Source organism: Schaalia odontolytica, from assembly GCF_031191545.1.
GTDB classification, from domain to species: domain Bacteria; phylum Actinomycetota; class Actinomycetes; order Actinomycetales; family Actinomycetaceae; genus Pauljensenia; species Pauljensenia odontolytica.
In genome coordinates, this window is sequence record NZ_CP133472.1 from 179,588 (window position 1) to 196,008 (window position 16,421).

Sequence of the window (16,421 nt, forward strand, 5' to 3'; positions counted from 1 at the left end):
CACCGCCGTTGAGCTAGCCGCTCACCCTCACTTGGAGGGGCGCACGCGCTTGCCGTAGCGAGCCTCGAACTTGGCGACGCGGCCGCCGGTGTCGAGGATCTTCTGCTTACCCGTGTAGAACGGGTGGCAAGCCGAGCACACGTCCACGCGCATCTCACCGGAGGTGATGGTGGAACGGGTGTGGAACGAGTTGCCGCACGTGCAGGTCACGACGGTGTCCACGTACTCGGGGTGAATACCCTGCTTCATGGAGTTTCTCCTGGATCGTTTGGTGCCCCGGGTCCGGACATGCAGCGTCTCCCGCATCTGACGGGGGATCACCCTCCAGCACACCGAGCGGCGTCTGGGGCATGCCGGTGAACCGGTAAGCCGACACGACATTATCGCACACGCACACAGCCCCTTCAACGACGAGAAGCCGTCTCAGGCGTGATATCGGCTATGGGCGAATTGGGAGCTCACTCATACCCGTTTCGTGGGCCCCTCCGAATGCTCCACGCGCGTACATGAGTCGCCTCGTCCACGCTCACTCGTCCTCGCATTGCGGTGGTGCTCGGCCTCGGAAGGAGTGTTCGTCGCGAGGCTCGTCAAACACGTTATTCATTCACCGTGACACGATGGTCGATTTCACACAGGCCGGGGCATCCCTTCTCAGAATGAGATAACGGGGCGAGCGGCTTTCGCCACTCGCCCCGCGTCTCCCCCTCTCACTCGGAGGGCGTCGTCTTCTGAATGAGCATGAGGAACTCAGCGTTGGACTGGGTTTCCTTGAGCTTGTCAAGGACCAGCTCGAGGCCCTGCTGCTGGTCGAGGGTACCCAGGACGCGGCGAAGCCTCCACATGATGCGCAGCTCCTCGGGCTTGAAGAGCAGCTCCTCGCGACGGGTGCCCGACGCGTTGAGGTCGATCGCGGGGAAGATGCGGCGTTCGGCGAGCTGACGCGACAGGCGCAGCTCCATATTGCCGGTGCCCTTGAACTCCTCGAAGATGACCTCGTCCATCTTCGAACCGGTCTCCACCAGCGCGGATGCGATGATGGTCAGCGAGCCGCCCTCGGAGATGTTGCGGGCCGCGCCGAAGAACTTCTTGGGCGGGTACAGGGCGGACGCGTCGACGCCACCGGAGAGGATACGGCCCGAGGCGGGTGCAGCCAGGTTGTAGGCGCGCGACAGGCGCGTGAGCGAGTCGAGGAGGACAACGACATCCTGGCCCAGCTCAACGAGGCGCTTGGCGCGCTCGATCGCGAGCTCGGCGACGGTCGTGTGGTCGGAGGCGGGACGGTCGAAGGTGGAGGCGATGACTTCACCCTTGACGATCGAGCGCATGTCCGTGACCTCTTCGGGGCGCTCGTCCACCAGGACGACCATGAGGTGCACCTCGGGGTTGTTCAACTCGATAGCCTTGGCCATCTGCTGGATGACCATGGTCTTACCGGCCTTAGGCGGAGAGACGATGAGGCCACGCTGTCCCTTACCGACGGGAGCAACCAGGTCGATGACGCGAGGCGTGAACGCCTTCGGCGAGGTCTCCATGCGCAGCTGCTCGGAAGGGTAGATCGGGGTCAGCTTGCCGAACTCGCGGCGCGCCTGAGCCTGCTCGATCGTCATGCCGTTGACGGAGTCGACGCGCACGAGCGCGTTGTACTTCTGGCGCTGACGCTCGCCCTCACGGGGTAGGCGCACGGCACCGGCGACCGCATCACCGGCGCGCAGACCCCAGCGGCGCACGTTACCGAGCGTCACGTAGACGTCGTTCGGGCCGGGCAGGTATCCGGAGGTACGCACGAAGGCGTGGTTCTCCTGAATGTCGAGGATGCCCGCGATCGGCGCAAGGTTGTCCTCGGCACCGCGCGCGGGGCGGGCCTCTCGGTTTTCGCGTCCCTCGCGGCCTTCGCCGCGATTCTCGCGATCGCGACGACCACGGCGACCGCGTTCACGGCGGGGACGACGCCCCTCGGCGTCATCTCCGTCGGGCAGTTCAATGTTCAGAACGCTCTCAACGACTGCCGTGTCGGGCTCCGAGGTAGGCTCGGTGCGCTCTGCGGCGGGCAGGGGCAGGTCAAGCGTGACGTGCGCGGGCTCGACGGCACCCTGGCTCACCGCGCGGCGGCGGCGAGAGCGACGCGGCGCCTCGCCGGGAGCCTCATCGGCGGGCTTATCGGCGATAGGAGCCTCAGCAGTCGGCTTCTCGGCCTTGTTGGCCTTCTTTTTGGACGAGGCGGAGGCTTCCTCACGGGGAGCCTTGTCCTGGGGGGTCGAGGCACCGGCACCGTTGCTCAGCAGCTCGATCAGCTGGGACTTACGAAGCTGGGAGATGCCCTTCAGGCCGCGGGAGGCGGCCAGAGCCTTCAGCTCAGGCAGCTTCATTGCCGACAGCGACGGGGTCGTCTCGACGGAGGTTTCGTTACTCACGAAGTGATCCTTACTGGAATGCGCCCACAGCGGGCGAGGTGATTGCTCAAGCACACGAAAAAGCTTGATCAGGAAGACGCGCAAAAGCGGCGCATCGCGAAGGCCGAAGTCGAACGATCGTCTCGACCTGAGAAGAATATAGCAAGACCGCCAGCCCGCTGTCGATCAGACCGCGCGGCTGGCGGGGCTTGCGCAGAAACTCACAGCGCGATAAAGCTCAGAACTCCACCTTCGAGAGGCTTCCACGGGTGATCTGTACGCCCTGGGGGGCCACGCCCATCGGGACCACTCGCCACCCGGCGGCACCAGCATCCCGGCGGATATCCGCACCCACGGGTTCCAGGGAGAGCACCGTGGGACCAGCGCCGGAAACAACTGCGGCGAACCCGGCACCGCGCAGCCAGTCGACGAGGGCAAGCGAGGGTTCCATCGCAGCCCGACGCTGCTCCTGGTGCAGGCGATCGCGTGTGGCCTCCATGAGGAGGCAGTGCAGGTCCGCTCCCCCGCTCGCCTGGGCGTTGCCCGACAGAACGGCTGCCAGCAGAGCGCCGCGGGCGACGTTGAAACTCGCGTCGCCGTGCGGCACTGTCGCGGGCAGGGCGGCACGTGCGGCGGCGGTACGCAGCTCAAAGTCGGGAATGAAGGCGACCGGGCTAATGTCGTCGGGCGGGGTCAGGCGCACGCTGCCCACCTCGCTGGTCTCCTCGTTCATCCAGGAAACCGTCGCGCCTCCGAAGACTGCGGGAGCGACGTTGTCGGGATGTCCCTCCATCTGCGAGCCGATCTCAAGGATCTCTTGACGGCCGAGTACGTTGGCGTCGCCAATGAGGGCCCGCGCCAGCGTCACGCCTGCGACGATCGCACTCGCTGAGGATCCCAGGCCTCGCGAATGAGGGATGCGATTCGTGCAGCGCATGCGCACACCCACCTGGGGCGCACCGACGCGGTCGAGCGCGAGACGCAGGGCGCGAACAACGAGGTGATCCTCGCCCAGCTCGACATTTCCGGCACCCTCTCCCTCGACGACGACCGAGGTAACTCCCGTGGTCGCGTGGACCGACACCTCGTCCCACAGGTCCAGAGCGAGTCCCATCGAATCGAAACCAGGCCCGAGGTTGGCGCTGGTCGCGGGAACCTTCACCGCGACGAAATCATCACGCAAGCGCACGTCACTCACCCTCGACACGAATCGTAGAGGTCACTTCGCGCACAGCGTCGGACACGGACAGCGCGCGGGCGACGGCGCGCAGGTCGGCCTCGCGGGCACGGTGACTAGTCACGACGATGACGCAGGCACCGGGCACGTCGTCGTTGCGCTGGTGCACAGACTGAATCGAGACCCCGTGGCGGGCGAAGATGCCAGCAACGTCTGACAGAACACCGAGACGATCCTCGACCTGCAGGCGGATCTGGTAGCGGGTCTGCGTCGAGCCGGGATCGAGAATCGGCAGGTGCGCGTACACCGACTCCCGCGGGGCGTGACCGCCGAAGGCGCGATGGTGAGCGGCAGCAACGAGGTCCGACAGGACGGCCGAGGCCGTGGGAGCGCCACCCGCGCCCTGCCCGTAGAACATCAGGCGACCGGCGGCTTCGCCCTCGAGGAGGATCGCGTTGAAGGCACCGTCAACAGAGGCCAGCGGGTGATCGGAGGGCACCTGGGCGGGATGGACGCGCATGGCGACACCCTCGCGGCCATCTTCGCCGATGCGGCGCTCGGCGATCGCCAGAAGCTTGATCGTATGCCCGACGCGCGCGGCCTCTTCCATGTCTTCCTTCGTGATGCTCGAGATGCCTTCGACGGCCACATCGTCGATACCGACGCGCGTATGGAATGCGAGCGAAGCCAGGATGGAGCACTTGGCGGCGGCATCGAGGCCCTCGACGTCCGCGGTCGGATCGGCCTCTGCGAAACCGAGGTCCTGCGCCTGCTTGAGGGCCTCCTCGTAGCTCAGGCCCTTGGTGCTCATCGCATCCAGGATGAAGTTCGTCGTGCCGTTGACGATGCCCATGACGGTCGTGATGCGGTCACCGGCGAGGGACTCGCGAAGACCGTAGACGACGGGGACAGCGCCCGCGACGGCAGCCTCGTAGTAGAGATCGGCACCGTTGGAAGCGGCGGCCTCGTAGAGCTCGGGGCCATGGGCGGCCAGCAGAGCCTTGTTGCCGGTGACGACCGAAATACCCTGGTTGAGCGCGCGCAGGACCAGGGTGCGCGCGGGTTCGATGCCGCCGATCAGTTCGACGACGAGGTCCATGCTATCGATGGCCTCGGCCGGGTCGGTGGTCAGCAGCTCGCGGTCGATCGGGGCGTCGCGCGGGGCATCCACATTGCGGACGAGGACGCGCCGCACTTCCATTTCAGCGCCCGAGCGAGCGGCGAAATCCTCACGGCTGGACTGCAGGATGCGAATGACCTGGCTACCGACGGTTCCAGCTCCAAGAACGCCAACTCCGAGGACGGGACGGGGTGCAGACATAGGACTTTCTCTCCTTTGTGGGACGGGCACTGCTACCAGTGTAGGCGGTCAGGGTCCCTCTCTTCTGCTGAGGACCTTGGTCCCACAATTTAGCCAACAGAGACTTTAGGCCCATATCCTGAGACGCAGAACATAGGTTGCATGGCGCTATGGCTTGTCGGGACCCAGGGTGCCGTAGGACAATGGGCCTAAGCGTTGGAATCCGACGCACATGGAGCGCTGCTCCTGACATACCGTCCCCACAACGGGATACGGAAATCCGAGAAGAGGAAGAATGACGACAGCAGACCAGAAGGCCTGGGAAGGTTTCGTAAAGGGTAACTGGTGCGATGAGGTCGACGTGCGTGACTTCATCCAGCTGAACTACACCCCGTACGAGGGAGACGCCTCGTTCCTGGCAGGACCGACCGAGAAGACCCTGAACGTGTGGAAAACTCTCGAAGAGAAGTACCTCTCCGAAGAGCGCAAGGTGCGCATCCTTGACATCGACACGGACACCCCCGCCGACATCGACGCGTTCAAGCCCGGCTACATCTGCGAGGACGACAACGTGATCGTCGGCCTGCAGACCGATGCCCCCCTGAAGCGTGCAATGATGCCCAACGGCGGCTGGCGCATGGTCGAGACCGCCATCCACGAGGCCGGCAAGGAATACAACCCCGACGTGAAGAAGATCTTCACGCAGTACCGCAAGACCCACAATGACGCGGTCTTCGATATCTACACGCCTCGTATTCGCGCCGCTCGTTCCTCCCACATCATCACCGGCCTGCCTGACGCCTACGGCCGCGGCCGCATCATCGGCGACTACCGCCGCGTGGCCCTCTACGGCGTCGACCACCTCATCGCCGAGAAGGAAAAGGACAAGGATCGCTACACCGACCAGCCCTTCTCCGAGCACTGGGCACGCTACCGCGAGGAACACTCCGAGCAGATCAAGGCCCTCAAGAAGCTGAAGAACCTGGCCGTCTCCTACGGCTACGACATCTCCGGCCCTGCCACCAACGCGCACGAGGCCGTGCAGTGGACCTACTTCGGCTACCTGGCCTCCGTGAAGTCTCAGGATGGTGCCGCCATGTCGATTGGCCGTCTGTCCGGCTTCTTCGACATCTACTTTGAGCGCGATCTGAAGAACGGCACGCTGGACGAGTCCGGTGCCCAGGAGATCATCGACGCCCTGGTTATCAAGCTGCGCATCACCCGCTTCCTGCGCACCATCGCCTACGACCAGATCTTCTCGGGCGACCCCTACTGGGCCACCTGGTCGGACGCCGGCTTCGGCGACGACGGCCGCACCCTGGTCACCAAGACCTCGTTCCGTCTGCTCCAGACCCTGGTCAACCTCGGCCCGGCTCCCGAGCCGAACATCACGATCTTCTGGGACGAGAACCTGCCCCGCGGCTACAAGGAGTTCTGCGCCCTTATCTCGATCGACACCTCGTCGATCCAGTACGAGTCCGATCCGCAGATCCGCGCCCACTGGGGCGACGACGCCGCCATCGCGTGCTGCGTCTCCCCCATGAAGGTCGGCAAGCAGATGCAGTTCTTCGGCGCGCGCGTGAATGCCGCCAAGGCCCTGCTCTACGCCATCAACGGTGGCCGCGACGAGATGACCGGCAAGCAGGTCATGGAAGGCTACGAGCCCGTCCAGGGTGACGGCCCGCTCGACTTCGATGACGTGTGGAAGCGCTACGAGGAGATGCTGGACTGGGTCGTTGGCACCTACGTCGAGGCCCTCAACATCATCCACTACTGCCACGATCGTTACGCCTACGAGTCCATCGAGATGGCGCTGCACGACTCCGAGATCATTCGCACCATGGGCTGTGGCATCGCCGGCCTGTCCATCGTTGCCGACTCGCTGGCCGCCATCAAGTTCGCGAAGGTCTACCCGATCCGCGACGAAACCGGCCTGGTCGTCGATTACCGTACCGAGGGCGACTTCCCGACCTACGGCAACGACGATGACCGCGCCGACGACATCGCCGCGACCGTCGTCCACACCATCATGGACAAGATCCGCCGCATCCCCATGTACCGCGACGCGATCCCGACCCAGTCGGTCCTGACGATCACCTCGAACGTCGTGTACGGCAAGGCCACCGGCTCCTTCCCGTCGGGTCACGAGAAGGGCACCCCCTTCGCCCCCGGCGCGAACCCGGAGAACGGCATCGACACGCACGGCATGGTCGCCTCCATGCTGTCGGTCGGCAAGCTGGACTACAACGACGCACTCGACGGCATCTCGCTGACGAACACGATCACCCCGCAGGGCCTTGGCCGCTCCAAGGAAGAGCAGATCCAGAACCTGGTTGGCATCCTCGACGCCGGCTTCGTTCCCGATGATTCCTGCGCCTACGACGGCACCGCGGGCTACTGATCCACCATCGGCGGGGATCGATGCGCCACCCGTGTTGATCCCCGCCACCCCACACACGTGGGTGAGTCGCGCCGCGACCTACCCAAGCCGGCACCGCCGGAGTCTCACAAAAGGAGAAATGTTATGGCAACCAAGACCTACGAAGAGCGCCTCGCCGACATGAAGGCCGCCCGTGAAGAGCGCGGCGACAAGGAAGGCCTGTACCACGCGAACATTAACGTTCTCGAGGAGTCCACGCTGAAGGACGCCATGGAGCACCCCGAGAAGTACCCGAACCTGACCGTTCGCGTTTCCGGCTACGCCGTTAACTTCGTCAAGCTCACCCGTGAGCAGCAGCTGGACGTCCTGTCCCGTACCTTCCACCACTCGGCCTGATAGCTGATTGGAGTGGGGCGTCGGGCAACGCTCGGCGCCCCACTACTATGTCTGCCCACATCGGCGTGCACCGCTGACAATCCCCGGTCTCGTTCCCACCACGGCCACCGCGCCCACTACACCTCGAAGAAGGAATCATGTCGCAGCCCCTCGCACTTCCCACGTTCCGCGAGCAGGACTTCCAAGCTCCCCAAGTTCGTACCGTCGGTGCCGGCATCGACGGCCTTGAGGAGCTGAGCGATCTCGAGCGCTCTGAGCGCCTGCGTCGTATGCGTGAGGGAACGCTGGGTTCCATTCATTCGTGGGAACTCGTCACGGCCGTTGACGGCCCGGGCACGCGAATGACGGTCTTCCTCAACGGTTGCCCGCTGCGCTGCCTGTACTGCCACAATCCCGACACCTTCCTCATGAAGGACGGCGCTCCCGTCTCCGACACGGAGTTGCTCTCGCGCATCGCCCGATACCGTCGCATCTTCCGCACGACGAAGGGCGGCATCACGCTATCGGGCGGCGAAGTCCTCATGCAGCCCCAGTTCGCAAAGCGCATCCTCATGGGTGCCAAGGAGATGGGCGTGCACACGTGCATCGACACCTCCGGATACCTGGGCGCGAACTGCGACGACGAGATGCTCGACGCCATCGATCTGGTCTTGCTCGACGTCAAGAGCGGCGATCCCGAGACTTATAAGAAGGCGACGGGCCGAGACCTGGCACCCACGATAGAGTTCGGCGACCGCATCGCCGCGCGCGGCGGAGCTACCCGGATCTGGATTCGTTTCGTGCTCGTCCCGGGTCTGACCGACGATCCCGAGAACGTGCGTCAGGTCGGCGAGATCGTCTCGCGTTGGAAGGACGTCATCGATCGCATCGAGGTGTTGCCCTTCCACCAGCTGGGCAAGGACAAGTGGCATTCGCTTGGCCTGGAATACCACCTGGAGGACACGAAGGCACCCACGCCCGAGGCCACGGAGGACGTCCGCAACTACTTCCGTTCGTTGGGCTTCCAGGTCCACTGAGCGTTGTCACCTGGGCCCCGAGAGGACGCGAGTCAGGCTCGCTCCTGCGGGGTCCACGTGTTTCCGGCAGTGCGCCAGCCGCGCTCGGCGATGACCCGCTGGGCCTCGTCGGCATAGGGCACCTCGAGGCGGTCGACATAAAGGGTGCCCTGCAGGTGGTCGTATTCGTGCTGGAAGATACGCGCGAGCCAGCCGCGGGCGCGCACCTCGATGGCGTCACCGTGGGCGTCGTATCCGCGCAGGATCGCGCCGAGCGCGCGGCGCAGGGGGTATCCGTAGCCGGGCACGGACAGGCAGCCCTCGGATTCGCGCACGATATCGGGGTCTGCGGGCAAGATGGCCCCCGGTCCTTCCTCGTCCCAGATGAGATCGAGGCTTGGGTTGACGACGACGCCGTCCATCGCCGTGTTGAAGCCGTGCGAGGGACCGTCGTCGAGCTGGAGGACATTACGGAAGTGGCGGTCGAAGGCACCGCCGCCGGCGTAGCGCCACACGAAGACTTGGGAGCCGACGCCCACCTGCGGGGCGGCCAGGCCCACGCCGGGGGCCGCGTGCATGGTCTCGATCATGTCGGCGACGAGATCCGTCAGAGCAGAGTCGAAAGATTCCACGGGTGCGGCCTGCCGGTGCAGGACCGGCTCGCCCGTGATGCAGATAGGCAGGATACTCATGCGCGATCTGACGCCTGTGCGATGACTCCGACGCCAGCCGCTTCAACCGCGCGCGGGGTGGCGGGATCGAGGGCTTTGATGACGCGGGCGGGGTTGCCGACCGCGATGCAGTTCGCGGGGATATCTCGGGTGACGACGGCGCCCGCTCCGACGATCGAGTTTTCCCCGATGGTGACACCGGGGCAAACGACGACGGAGCCGCCTAGCCACACATTGTCCTCGAGAGTGATCGGGGCGGCGGACTCCCATTTCGCGCGACGAGGCCCGGGTTCGGTCGGGTGGATCGCCGTGTAGAGCGAGCAGTTGGGGCCGATGAGGACGTCGGTGCCGATGAGCACCGGGGCGACGTCGAGCACGGTCAGGCCGTAGTTGACCCAGGAACCGCCACCGATGGAGATGTTGTACCCGTAGTCAACGCGCAGGGGCGGTCGAATGTCGACGCCCTCCCCCACCTGGCCGAGTGTCTGGGCGAGCAGGTAGCGGGCGATGTCCGGGTCGGTGGGATGCGCCTGCTCGTAGAGGCTCAGGAGGCGAACCGCGCGCTTCGCGAGGGCCGCGAGTTCATCGTCCGCGACGTAGTAGTCGCCGTCGTGCATGCGCTGCGCGGGGGGACGCTCGTCGTCGCGGAATCGCGGGTCGTCGAAGTTCGTTCCCGGAAAGATGGTCATGCGACCAGTGTAGTCGAGGCCCTCTCGAGGCGGGGGGCGCGGCGCCCATCCAGGTGGCCGAGGAGCGCGCGGAGCTGGGAGATGTCGGCGGCGGGGTCCTCGGGGTGCCACTGGACTCCGATGACGGGCGCGGCGAAGGATTCGATGGCTTCGATGGTGCCGTCGGGCGCGTAGGCACTGACCTGCAGGCCGCGCGCGAGGCGGGCGACACGCTGGTGGTGGGCGGAAGAGATGACCAGTTCGGAGTCGGTCAGGACGGGAGCGAGGGCTCGCTCGAGGTTCGTGCCCTCACCGACGCGCACGCTGTGGCGGATGAAGCGGTGATCGGACAGGATCCCGTCGTTCGTGTGAGTGCCGTTCGCTCCCTCAATGTGCTGCTCGAGCGTGCCCCCCAGCGCCGTGTTGATGATCTGCATGCCACGGCAAATCCCCAGGAGCGGCGTCCCCGTGCGCACGGCGTACTCGACCAGGGCGATCTGCCCGCGGTCGGCGCGGTACCAGTGGCGTCCCTCGGCCTCGTACCCCTGTGAAGAGCCGTACAGGCTGGGGTGGACGTCCTCACCGCCCATGATGATGATCGCGTCGGCGTGGCGCGCTCGCAGTGTCGCTCCCTCGGCGCCGTCTTCCTGCGCGTATTCGCGGATGATGTTCCAGTTCGGCACCGCAGCCTGAAGAAGACGATCCCACAGGCGCATGCAGATGTTGTTGTATGCCTCGTCCCCCGGGCGTGCCGGCAGGACGTTGGAAATCAACAACGTCGGCTTCGTGTGGTTCGTCATGGTCCCTATCATGTCAGCCCGCTCCCCGGTGCGCGCGATGCGTTCACGCTGTGGCCGATTGTGACAGCGCTTGTCCGCATGTCGGACGTATGGGCATAGGGTTGCTCCGCGCACGACGAGGCCGGGGCACGAAGGCGAGATCACGGCTTCGGCCCCAGCCTCGTTGGTGGACTGTCAATTCTGGGCGACGAAGGCGTCGATGCGCCCAAGCAGGTGAGCCTTCTCCTCCTCCGAGATCCACGCGATCTCGATGGAGTTACGGGCGATGCGCTCCAGGTCCGCGCGGCTGAGGTCGAAGCGCTCAGCCAGTGCCAGGTAGTTGTCTGCGACGTACCCGCCGAAGTAGGCGGGGTCGTCGGAGTTGACGCTGACCTTCACGCCCGCGGCGGTGAGCTCGACGATTTCCTTGCCCTTCATCTCCTCGGTGACAAAGGAGTTGGACAGCGGGCACGAGGTCAGGCCGATGCCGTGGTCCCGCGCATAGGCGACCAGCGCGGGGTCTTCGACGATGTTCGTGCCGTGGTCGAGGCGCTCGGCGCCCAGCTCGGTCAGGGCCGCTCGAATGTTGTCGATCGAGCCGACCTGGTCGATATCGCAGTGCATCGTCACGTGCAGGCCGGCCTCACGCGCCAAAGCAAAGACCTCGGCGAACTTCGTGGGCGGGTTGTCGCGTTCGTCGGAGTCAAGCCCGACGCCGATGAACATGTCCTTGTAGGGCAGGGCCGTCTGGAGCGTCTCGAGCGCGGACTGCGCGCTCAAGTCACGCAGGAAGCACAGGATGAGGTCGGCGGACAGGCCGGCCTCGCGAGCCTCGACGACGGCGCGATGGTAGCCGCGGATGACCGCCTCGATGGATACCCCACGGGAGGTGTGTGCCTGCGGGTCGAAGAAGCACTCGGCGCGCACAACGCCATTGGCACGGGCGCGCTCGAAGTAGGCGGCGGCCAGATCGTGGAAGTCGTCCTCGTCCTGGAGGACGTTCATGGCCGGGTAGTAGACCGCCAGGAATGATGTGAGGTCGTTGAACTGGTAGGTCGCCCGCACCTCTTCGACGGTGCTTTGCCCGATGTCGATGCCGTTCTTGCGGGCGAGGGCCAGCTTGAGGTCGGGCTCAAGGGTACCTTCCAGATGCAGGTGCAGCTCGGCCTTAGGCAGGCCGAAAGCGAAGTCGCGGGTCACGTCGGTGCTCATGTGTCCTCCACAGATAACGGGGCGGGTGTCGCGGAACAATTGTCCCACTCCACCCGCCCCTTTTTCAGGGACTTTTCGCACCGATTCGGCGTCGACTCCTCCGCCCTACGATCGGCACGCCACGGCCGTTGCCTCAGGCCAGAGCACCCATCGGATCCCAGGCGGGCAGGTGCAGCGGCTCCTCGTTGATGACCGCACGCAGCTCGGCGGGCAGGTCATCCACGTGCACGGCAACCTCGAAGACGTTGGCGTCGAACCACGCGGCATCCATCGTGAAGAAGCCCTTCTCACCGGGTTCATCGCCCCATGAGTTCTCCACGCGGAATCGGCGGGACTGGCCCTCCTCGTCGATGTCGACGCCCGTGAAGAGCATCGCGTGGTTCATCGCGGACTCGCCGGTGTTGACGCGCTGCTCCTTGGAGGTAGAGAAGTCCACGCCGAAGAGGTTGTCGAAGTCGTAGAGGCCGTCGACGAACAGGCCGGAGGCGCGGTCGGATTGCTGGCCGCAGTCGGCACCGAACCAGACTGCGCGGCCCGAGGCCAGGATGGAGGCCGTGATCTCGCGGATCTGCTCGACGGGGGCGTTCACGTAGAGGATCGGGCGGCCGCCGACGACGTTACCCATGTGGTCGACCGTGAGGGTATGGCCCTTGGGGTGCTCGGCGCGCGGGTCGTCGACAAGGCACACGTACTGGGTGAGGTCCACATCCACGTAGCGCGAGTAAAACTCGCGCGGTGTGAGGACACCGTCGCGGTGGAACTCGCCCTTGTCGTCGCGCCACTCCCATTCGAAGGAGGCCGGGGGCTCGCCCAGGCAGATCACGAGGATGCGCCACACGTCGGCCAGAGCGGCCTCCTTGACTTCACAGATTTCCTTCTCGGTGGCGCCCGCTTCGACGAGGGAACGTAGCTCAAGCGCTGTGCGACGCAGGACGACCTTGAGGCGGTCATTCATGGGGGCGGTGTGGCCGGAGGACTCCGTTTCGGGCATCGCGATCTTGGGGACGAGGCCGTGCTTCAAGTACAGGGACACCGCCATGTCCCACTGGCCGCCGTCGGACAGAACGTCGCCGAGCAGGAACTGCAGCAGGCGGCCGTCGAGCGCCTCCGTCTTCGCGGTGGCGATGACGTCGGTGAGGAAGAAGTTGGCGCGCTCGAACTTGTCCCAGAAGAGGACGTAGTTCTGTGAGAACTCAAAGTCCTTGAGGCCCATGCGCGTGCGCGCGGTCGAGCGCAGGAGGTTGAGGGAGGAAAAGAGCCAGCAGCGGCCGGACTTCTTCTGAGCCGTTACCTTCCAGTCGTCCACCTTGTGGGACACGACCGTGGGGGTGGCGACCACCTTGGCGCGGTCGAAGGCAACCGCCTCCACGCCTGCGTGGGTAACTGCGTTGCGGGCGACCGCGCGGGCGGAGTCCGAGGATGCGTGCATAGCGGCGACGAATTCGTCGGTGATCTCGTGTGCCATTGGCCGAGGCACTCCTTTCAATCGAGAGTCATTCTCTATAAGGATACGCGTTCGCAAAGCCCCAGACGACTCAGCTCCGTTTAGAATGAGTGTTATTCATGTTCAGTGAATGCGTAGGAGCATCAATGTTCAATCGTTGCGCGTCGGGGCGCGAAATCACTCTAGAGGCCGGAGACTACGAGGCTCGGATCGTCACCGTCGGCGCGGGCTTGGCCGGCCTGCGCTACCGCGGGCATGATCTCGCGGTCCCCCACGGCGTGAATGAATGTCCTCCCGGCTATCTCGGCAAGGTGCTCATGCCGTGGCCGAACCGCGTCGCCGGCGGCTCCTACTCGTGGGAGGGCGTCTCCTACGATCTCCCCGTCGACGAACCCGCCTTGGGCACCTCCCTGCACGGATTCGTGGCCTTCCAGGAATGGGAGATTGCCGAAGCCGACGCCTCCTCGGTCCTCCTGCGCACCCTCATCGCAGCGCGCTATTCGTACCCGTGGACGCTGGCCGTGTCCGCGCGCTACAGCCTGGACCCTGACGCCGGCCTGAGCGTCGAGCTGTCCGCGACGAACATCGGCGAGGGCACCGCCCCCTACGGCGTCGGATTCCACCCGTACCTGGCTATCGACGGCGCGAAGGCGGACGTTCTGGAGCTGAGCAATCCCGCGACGATCGTCTACGAGGCCGATGCCTCCATGATCCCGGTGGCCGCCCACGACGTCGCCTCGTTTGGCCTGGATTTCCGCTCCCCCACCCTCATCAACAAGGCCGCGCTCGACCATGCGTTCGCGGGTCTGCCGCAAGGATCGTGGACCGTCACGCTGCGCAACCCCGCCTCGGGCGTGGCCGTTTCCCTCTCCTCAGACGCACGCTGGCTGCAGGTCTACTCCGCCGACTACATCGGCCGAGTCGGCGTGGCCGTCGAACCGATGAGCTGCCCGCCCAACGCCTTCAACTCGGGCACGGACGTGGTTGCCCTGGCCTCGGGCCAGACGCACACGCTGAGCGCGCGGATCGCCGGCTCGGAGAGCTGACGCCTCCTAGTATTTTCCCGCGGCGGCGCGAATCAGCGTGAGTGCGACCGCGCCGGCCGTGGAGGAACGCAGGACGTTGTCACCCAGCCCGATCGTGGAAGCGCCGGCGTCCACCAGCCGCGCGGTCTCGTGTTCTCCGATACCGCCCTCCGGTCCCACGATGAGCGCGATGCGCGCGGGCAGCGCACCACCACAGGCTTGCTGAATGCGCGCCAGCGCGACCCCCAGCGAGACCGTGGCCTCCTCGTGGCAGACGAAGGCCACCCCGGCCTCGTCAGTGAGATCGCAAATCCAGGTAGCCAGATCGCTACTATCCTTGACCTCCTCGACGACGGGTACGAACGCGCGGCGCGACTGCTTGGCGGCGGCGCGCGCAACGCCCTCCCATTTCGCGCGCCCCTTGTCGGCCTTCGGGCCCTTCCATTGGACGATCGCCCGCTGCGACGCCCACGGGATCACCCGGTCGATACCGATCTCGGTGCAGATCTCGACGGCGGCTTCGTCGCGTCCGCCCTTGGCCAGTGCCTGAACGAGCACGATCTCGGGACGGGGAGCCTCCTCCTGCACGAGCTCGCGCACGACGAGGGACAGTGACGACTTGTCACTGCCGCTCACCTCACACGTCGCGCGCAGACCGAACCCGTCGACAACATCGACCCACTCACCCGCACCGATTCTGCGCACTGAGGCGGCATGGCGTCCCTCCGCTCCGGCAAGTGTCACCGTTTCTCCCACGGACAGGGTGTCAATCGACGGGGTCAGGTCCTCGGAAAGGAAAACGGGCAACGTCACGGCGCATCACCCCATGAAGGTGTCGCGGAGCTTGTCAAAAAACGAGGACTGCTGGCGATGCGGCTCCACACGCACCTCTCCGCGCACCTTCGCGAGCTCCTCAAGCAGCTCGCGCGACTTGTCGTCGAGCTTCTTAGGAATCTGCACATCGACATGCACATGCATGGAGCCGCGACCCGACCGCTGCAGGTGCCCGACGCCCAGGCCTTCCAGGACGATGTCGTCGTTGGGCTGGGTGCCCGGATTAATCGTGACGGTCTTCTTGCCGTCGAGGGTCTCGAGCTCGAATTCGGTACCCAGGGCCGCCGTCGTCATCGGGATCGTGATCCACGTGTGCAGGTCATCCCCGCGACGATCGAAGACCGGGTGCTTCTTCTCGCGGATCGAGAGGTAGAGGTCGCCGTTGGGGCCGCCGCCCTGTCCGACCTCGGCCTCGCCGCTCACGCGGATCTGCGTGCCCTCGCTGGCACCCGCGGGAATGTTGATGTTGAGGGTGCGGCGCGTGCGCACTCGGCCCGCGCCCGAGCATTCCACACAGGGCGTGGCGATCGTGTCACCGTAGCCTTGGCAGGACGGACACGGTGTCTGCGTCTGCATGCGCCCGAAGAGCGAGTTCTGGATCTGGGTAACGAAGCCGGAACCGTGACAGGTCGAGCACTGCGTGGGCGAGGTGCCCGGCTGACACATCGAGCCGTGGCAGGAGTCGCACAGGACGTGGGTATCGAAGGCCACTTCCTTCGCAGCGCCAAAAGCAGCGTCCTCCAGCGTGATATCGACGACCACCTGACGATCCTTGCCCCGGCGCACGCGCGATGCGGGACCCGCAGACGAGGCACCGAAGCCACCGCTGAACATGGCCTCGAAGATGTCGGAGAATCCACCGAATCCAGCGCCCGCTCCTGCTCCGCCACCGCGCAACGCGTCCGGGCCACCGATGTCATACATCTGGCGCTTGTCCGGATCCGAGAGGGTCTCGTAGGCCACGGACAGCTCCTTGAAGGCCTCTTCCGAGTCAGCTCCCGCGTAGTCGGGATGCAGCTTACGCGCGAGCTTGCGGTAGGCCTTCTTGATCTCGTCCTGGCTGGCGTCACGGGCGACGCCGAGGACCTCGTAGTAGTCTCTCACGCTTGCTATTCCTTCTCGTGGGGTCGTTCGTTCATCGTCTTAGGTC

The 16,421-nt window shown here is 65.4% G+C and carries 15 protein-coding genes; 4 read left to right on the forward strand and 11 right to left on the reverse strand.

All coding sequences use genetic code 11. The features are described 5' to 3' along the window. Positions 1-27: 27 nt before the first annotated feature. The 4 genes from rpmE to RDV55_RS00825 form a co-directional block, all read right to left on the reverse strand. Positions 28-249 (reverse strand): 50S ribosomal protein L31, encoded by a 222-nt coding sequence (gene rpmE, locus RDV55_RS00810; RefSeq protein WP_007589405.1) that lies wholly within the window; start codon positions 247-249, stop codon positions 28-30. Positions 250-707: 458 nt separating this feature from the next. Continuing rightward, positions 708-2,411, reverse strand: coding sequence for a transcription termination factor Rho (gene rho / locus RDV55_RS00815; protein WP_373462896.1), 1,704 nt, complete (start codon positions 2,409-2,411; stop codon positions 708-710). Positions 2,412-2,628: 217 nt separating this feature from the next. Next, complete coding sequence (gene thrB, locus RDV55_RS00820) at positions 2,629-3,579, reverse strand: homoserine kinase (RefSeq protein WP_174703781.1); 951 nt, start codon at positions 3,577-3,579, stop codon at positions 2,629-2,631. 1 nt (position 3,580) lies between these two features. Then, positions 3,581-4,888, reverse strand: coding sequence for a homoserine dehydrogenase (locus RDV55_RS00825; RefSeq protein WP_111822975.1), 1,308 nt, complete (start codon positions 4,886-4,888; stop codon positions 3,581-3,583). 274 nt (positions 4,889-5,162) lie between these two features. On the opposite strand from RDV55_RS00825, the gene pflB reads away from it, so the two are divergent. From pflB to pflA, 3 genes are all read left to right on the forward strand, one after another. After that, complete coding sequence (pflB, locus tag RDV55_RS00830) at positions 5,163-7,268, forward strand: formate C-acetyltransferase (protein WP_111822973.1); 2,106 nt, start codon at positions 5,163-5,165, stop codon at positions 7,266-7,268. A gap of 123 nt (positions 7,269-7,391) precedes the next feature. After that, entirely contained in the window at positions 7,392-7,643 is a 252-nt protein-coding gene (gene grcA2, locus RDV55_RS00835; RefSeq protein ID WP_003792950.1) for an autonomous glycyl radical cofactor GrcA2, read from the forward strand. A gap of 137 nt (positions 7,644-7,780) precedes the next feature. Further along, the gene (gene pflA / locus RDV55_RS00840) at positions 7,781-8,659 is read left to right on the forward strand and encodes a pyruvate formate-lyase-activating protein (RefSeq protein WP_111822972.1); all 879 of its coding nucleotides are present in this window, start codon (positions 7,781-7,783) and stop codon (positions 8,657-8,659) included. A 32-nt stretch (positions 8,660-8,691) separates the two neighbouring features. On the opposite strand, the gene RDV55_RS00845 is transcribed toward pflA, so the two are convergent. The 5 genes from RDV55_RS00845 to RDV55_RS00865 all read right to left on the reverse strand — a co-directional run bounded on the left by RDV55_RS00845 (position 8,692) and on the right by RDV55_RS00865 (position 13,433). Then, entirely contained in the window at positions 8,692-9,330 is a 639-nt protein-coding gene (locus tag RDV55_RS00845) for a peptide deformylase (RefSeq protein WP_111822971.1), read from the reverse strand. After that, a complete protein-coding gene (locus tag RDV55_RS00850) occupies positions 9,327-9,998 on the reverse strand; it encodes a sugar O-acetyltransferase (protein ID WP_111822970.1) in 672 nt (223 codons plus the stop codon). Before RDV55_RS00850 ends, RDV55_RS00845 begins: the two co-directional genes overlap by 4 nt. After that, on the reverse strand, positions 9,995-10,777 hold the full coding sequence (locus RDV55_RS00855) for a gamma-glutamyl-gamma-aminobutyrate hydrolase family protein (RefSeq protein WP_111822969.1): 783 nt from the start codon (positions 10,775-10,777) through the stop codon (positions 9,995-9,997). The genes RDV55_RS00850 and RDV55_RS00855 overlap by 4 nt, the downstream gene beginning before the upstream one ends. 174 nt (positions 10,778-10,951) lie before the next feature. Next, positions 10,952-11,968: an adenosine deaminase gene (gene add / locus RDV55_RS00860; protein WP_111822968.1), complete on the reverse strand. Its 1,017-nt coding sequence runs from the start codon at positions 11,966-11,968 to the stop codon at positions 10,952-10,954. A 133-nt stretch (positions 11,969-12,101) separates the two neighbouring features. After that, positions 12,102-13,433, reverse strand: a complete 1,332-nt coding sequence (locus tag RDV55_RS00865; RefSeq protein WP_111822967.1) for a C1 family peptidase — start codon at positions 13,431-13,433, stop codon at positions 12,102-12,104. A gap of 125 nt (positions 13,434-13,558) precedes the next feature. On the opposite strand from RDV55_RS00865, the gene RDV55_RS00870 reads away from it, so the two are divergent. Beyond that, the gene (locus RDV55_RS00870) at positions 13,559-14,458 is read left to right on the forward strand and encodes an aldose-1-epimerase (protein ID WP_111822966.1); all 900 of its coding nucleotides are present in this window, start codon (positions 13,559-13,561) and stop codon (positions 14,456-14,458) included. 6 nt (positions 14,459-14,464) lie between these two features. Here RDV55_RS00870 and RDV55_RS00875 read toward each other — a convergent pair whose 3' ends face one another. Next, the gene (locus tag RDV55_RS00875; protein ID WP_111822965.1) at positions 14,465-15,250 is read right to left on the reverse strand and encodes a 16S rRNA (uracil(1498)-N(3))-methyltransferase; all 786 of its coding nucleotides are present in this window, start codon (positions 15,248-15,250) and stop codon (positions 14,465-14,467) included. A 6-nt stretch (positions 15,251-15,256) separates the two neighbouring features. Beyond that, positions 15,257-16,375, reverse strand: a complete 1,119-nt coding sequence (gene dnaJ / locus RDV55_RS00880; RefSeq protein ID WP_111822964.1) for a molecular chaperone DnaJ — start codon at positions 16,373-16,375, stop codon at positions 15,257-15,259. Positions 16,376-16,421 lie beyond the last annotated feature (46 nt).

Coding starts and splice junctions, on each gene's coding strand:
- rpmE (WP_007589405.1), bottom strand. CDS start 249: ATGAAGCAGGGTATTCACCCCGAGTACGTGGACACCGTCGTGACCTGC.
- RDV55_RS00825 (WP_111822975.1), bottom strand. CDS start 4,888: ATGTCTGCACCCCGTCCCGTCCTCGGAGTTGGCGTTCTTGGAGCTGGA.
- pflB (WP_111822973.1), top strand. CDS start 5,163: ATGACGACAGCAGACCAGAAGGCCTGGGAAGGTTTCGTAAAGGGTAAC.
- grcA2 (WP_003792950.1), top strand. CDS start 7,392: ATGGCAACCAAGACCTACGAAGAGCGCCTCGCCGACATGAAGGCCGCC.
- pflA (WP_111822972.1), top strand. CDS start 7,781: ATGTCGCAGCCCCTCGCACTTCCCACGTTCCGCGAGCAGGACTTCCAA.
- RDV55_RS00845 (WP_111822971.1), bottom strand. CDS start 9,330: ATGAGTATCCTGCCTATCTGCATCACGGGCGAGCCGGTCCTGCACCGG.
- RDV55_RS00850 (WP_111822970.1), bottom strand. CDS start 9,998: ATGACCATCTTTCCGGGAACGAACTTCGACGACCCGCGATTCCGCGAC.
- RDV55_RS00855 (WP_111822969.1), bottom strand. CDS start 10,777: ATGACGAACCACACGAAGCCGACGTTGTTGATTTCCAACGTCCTGCCG.
- add (WP_111822968.1), bottom strand. CDS start 11,968: ATGAGCACCGACGTGACCCGCGACTTCGCTTTCGGCCTGCCTAAGGCC.
- RDV55_RS00865 (WP_111822967.1), bottom strand. CDS start 13,433: ATGGCACACGAGATCACCGACGAATTCGTCGCCGCTATGCACGCATCC.
- RDV55_RS00870 (WP_111822966.1), top strand. CDS start 13,559: ATGTTCAATCGTTGCGCGTCGGGGCGCGAAATCACTCTAGAGGCCGGA.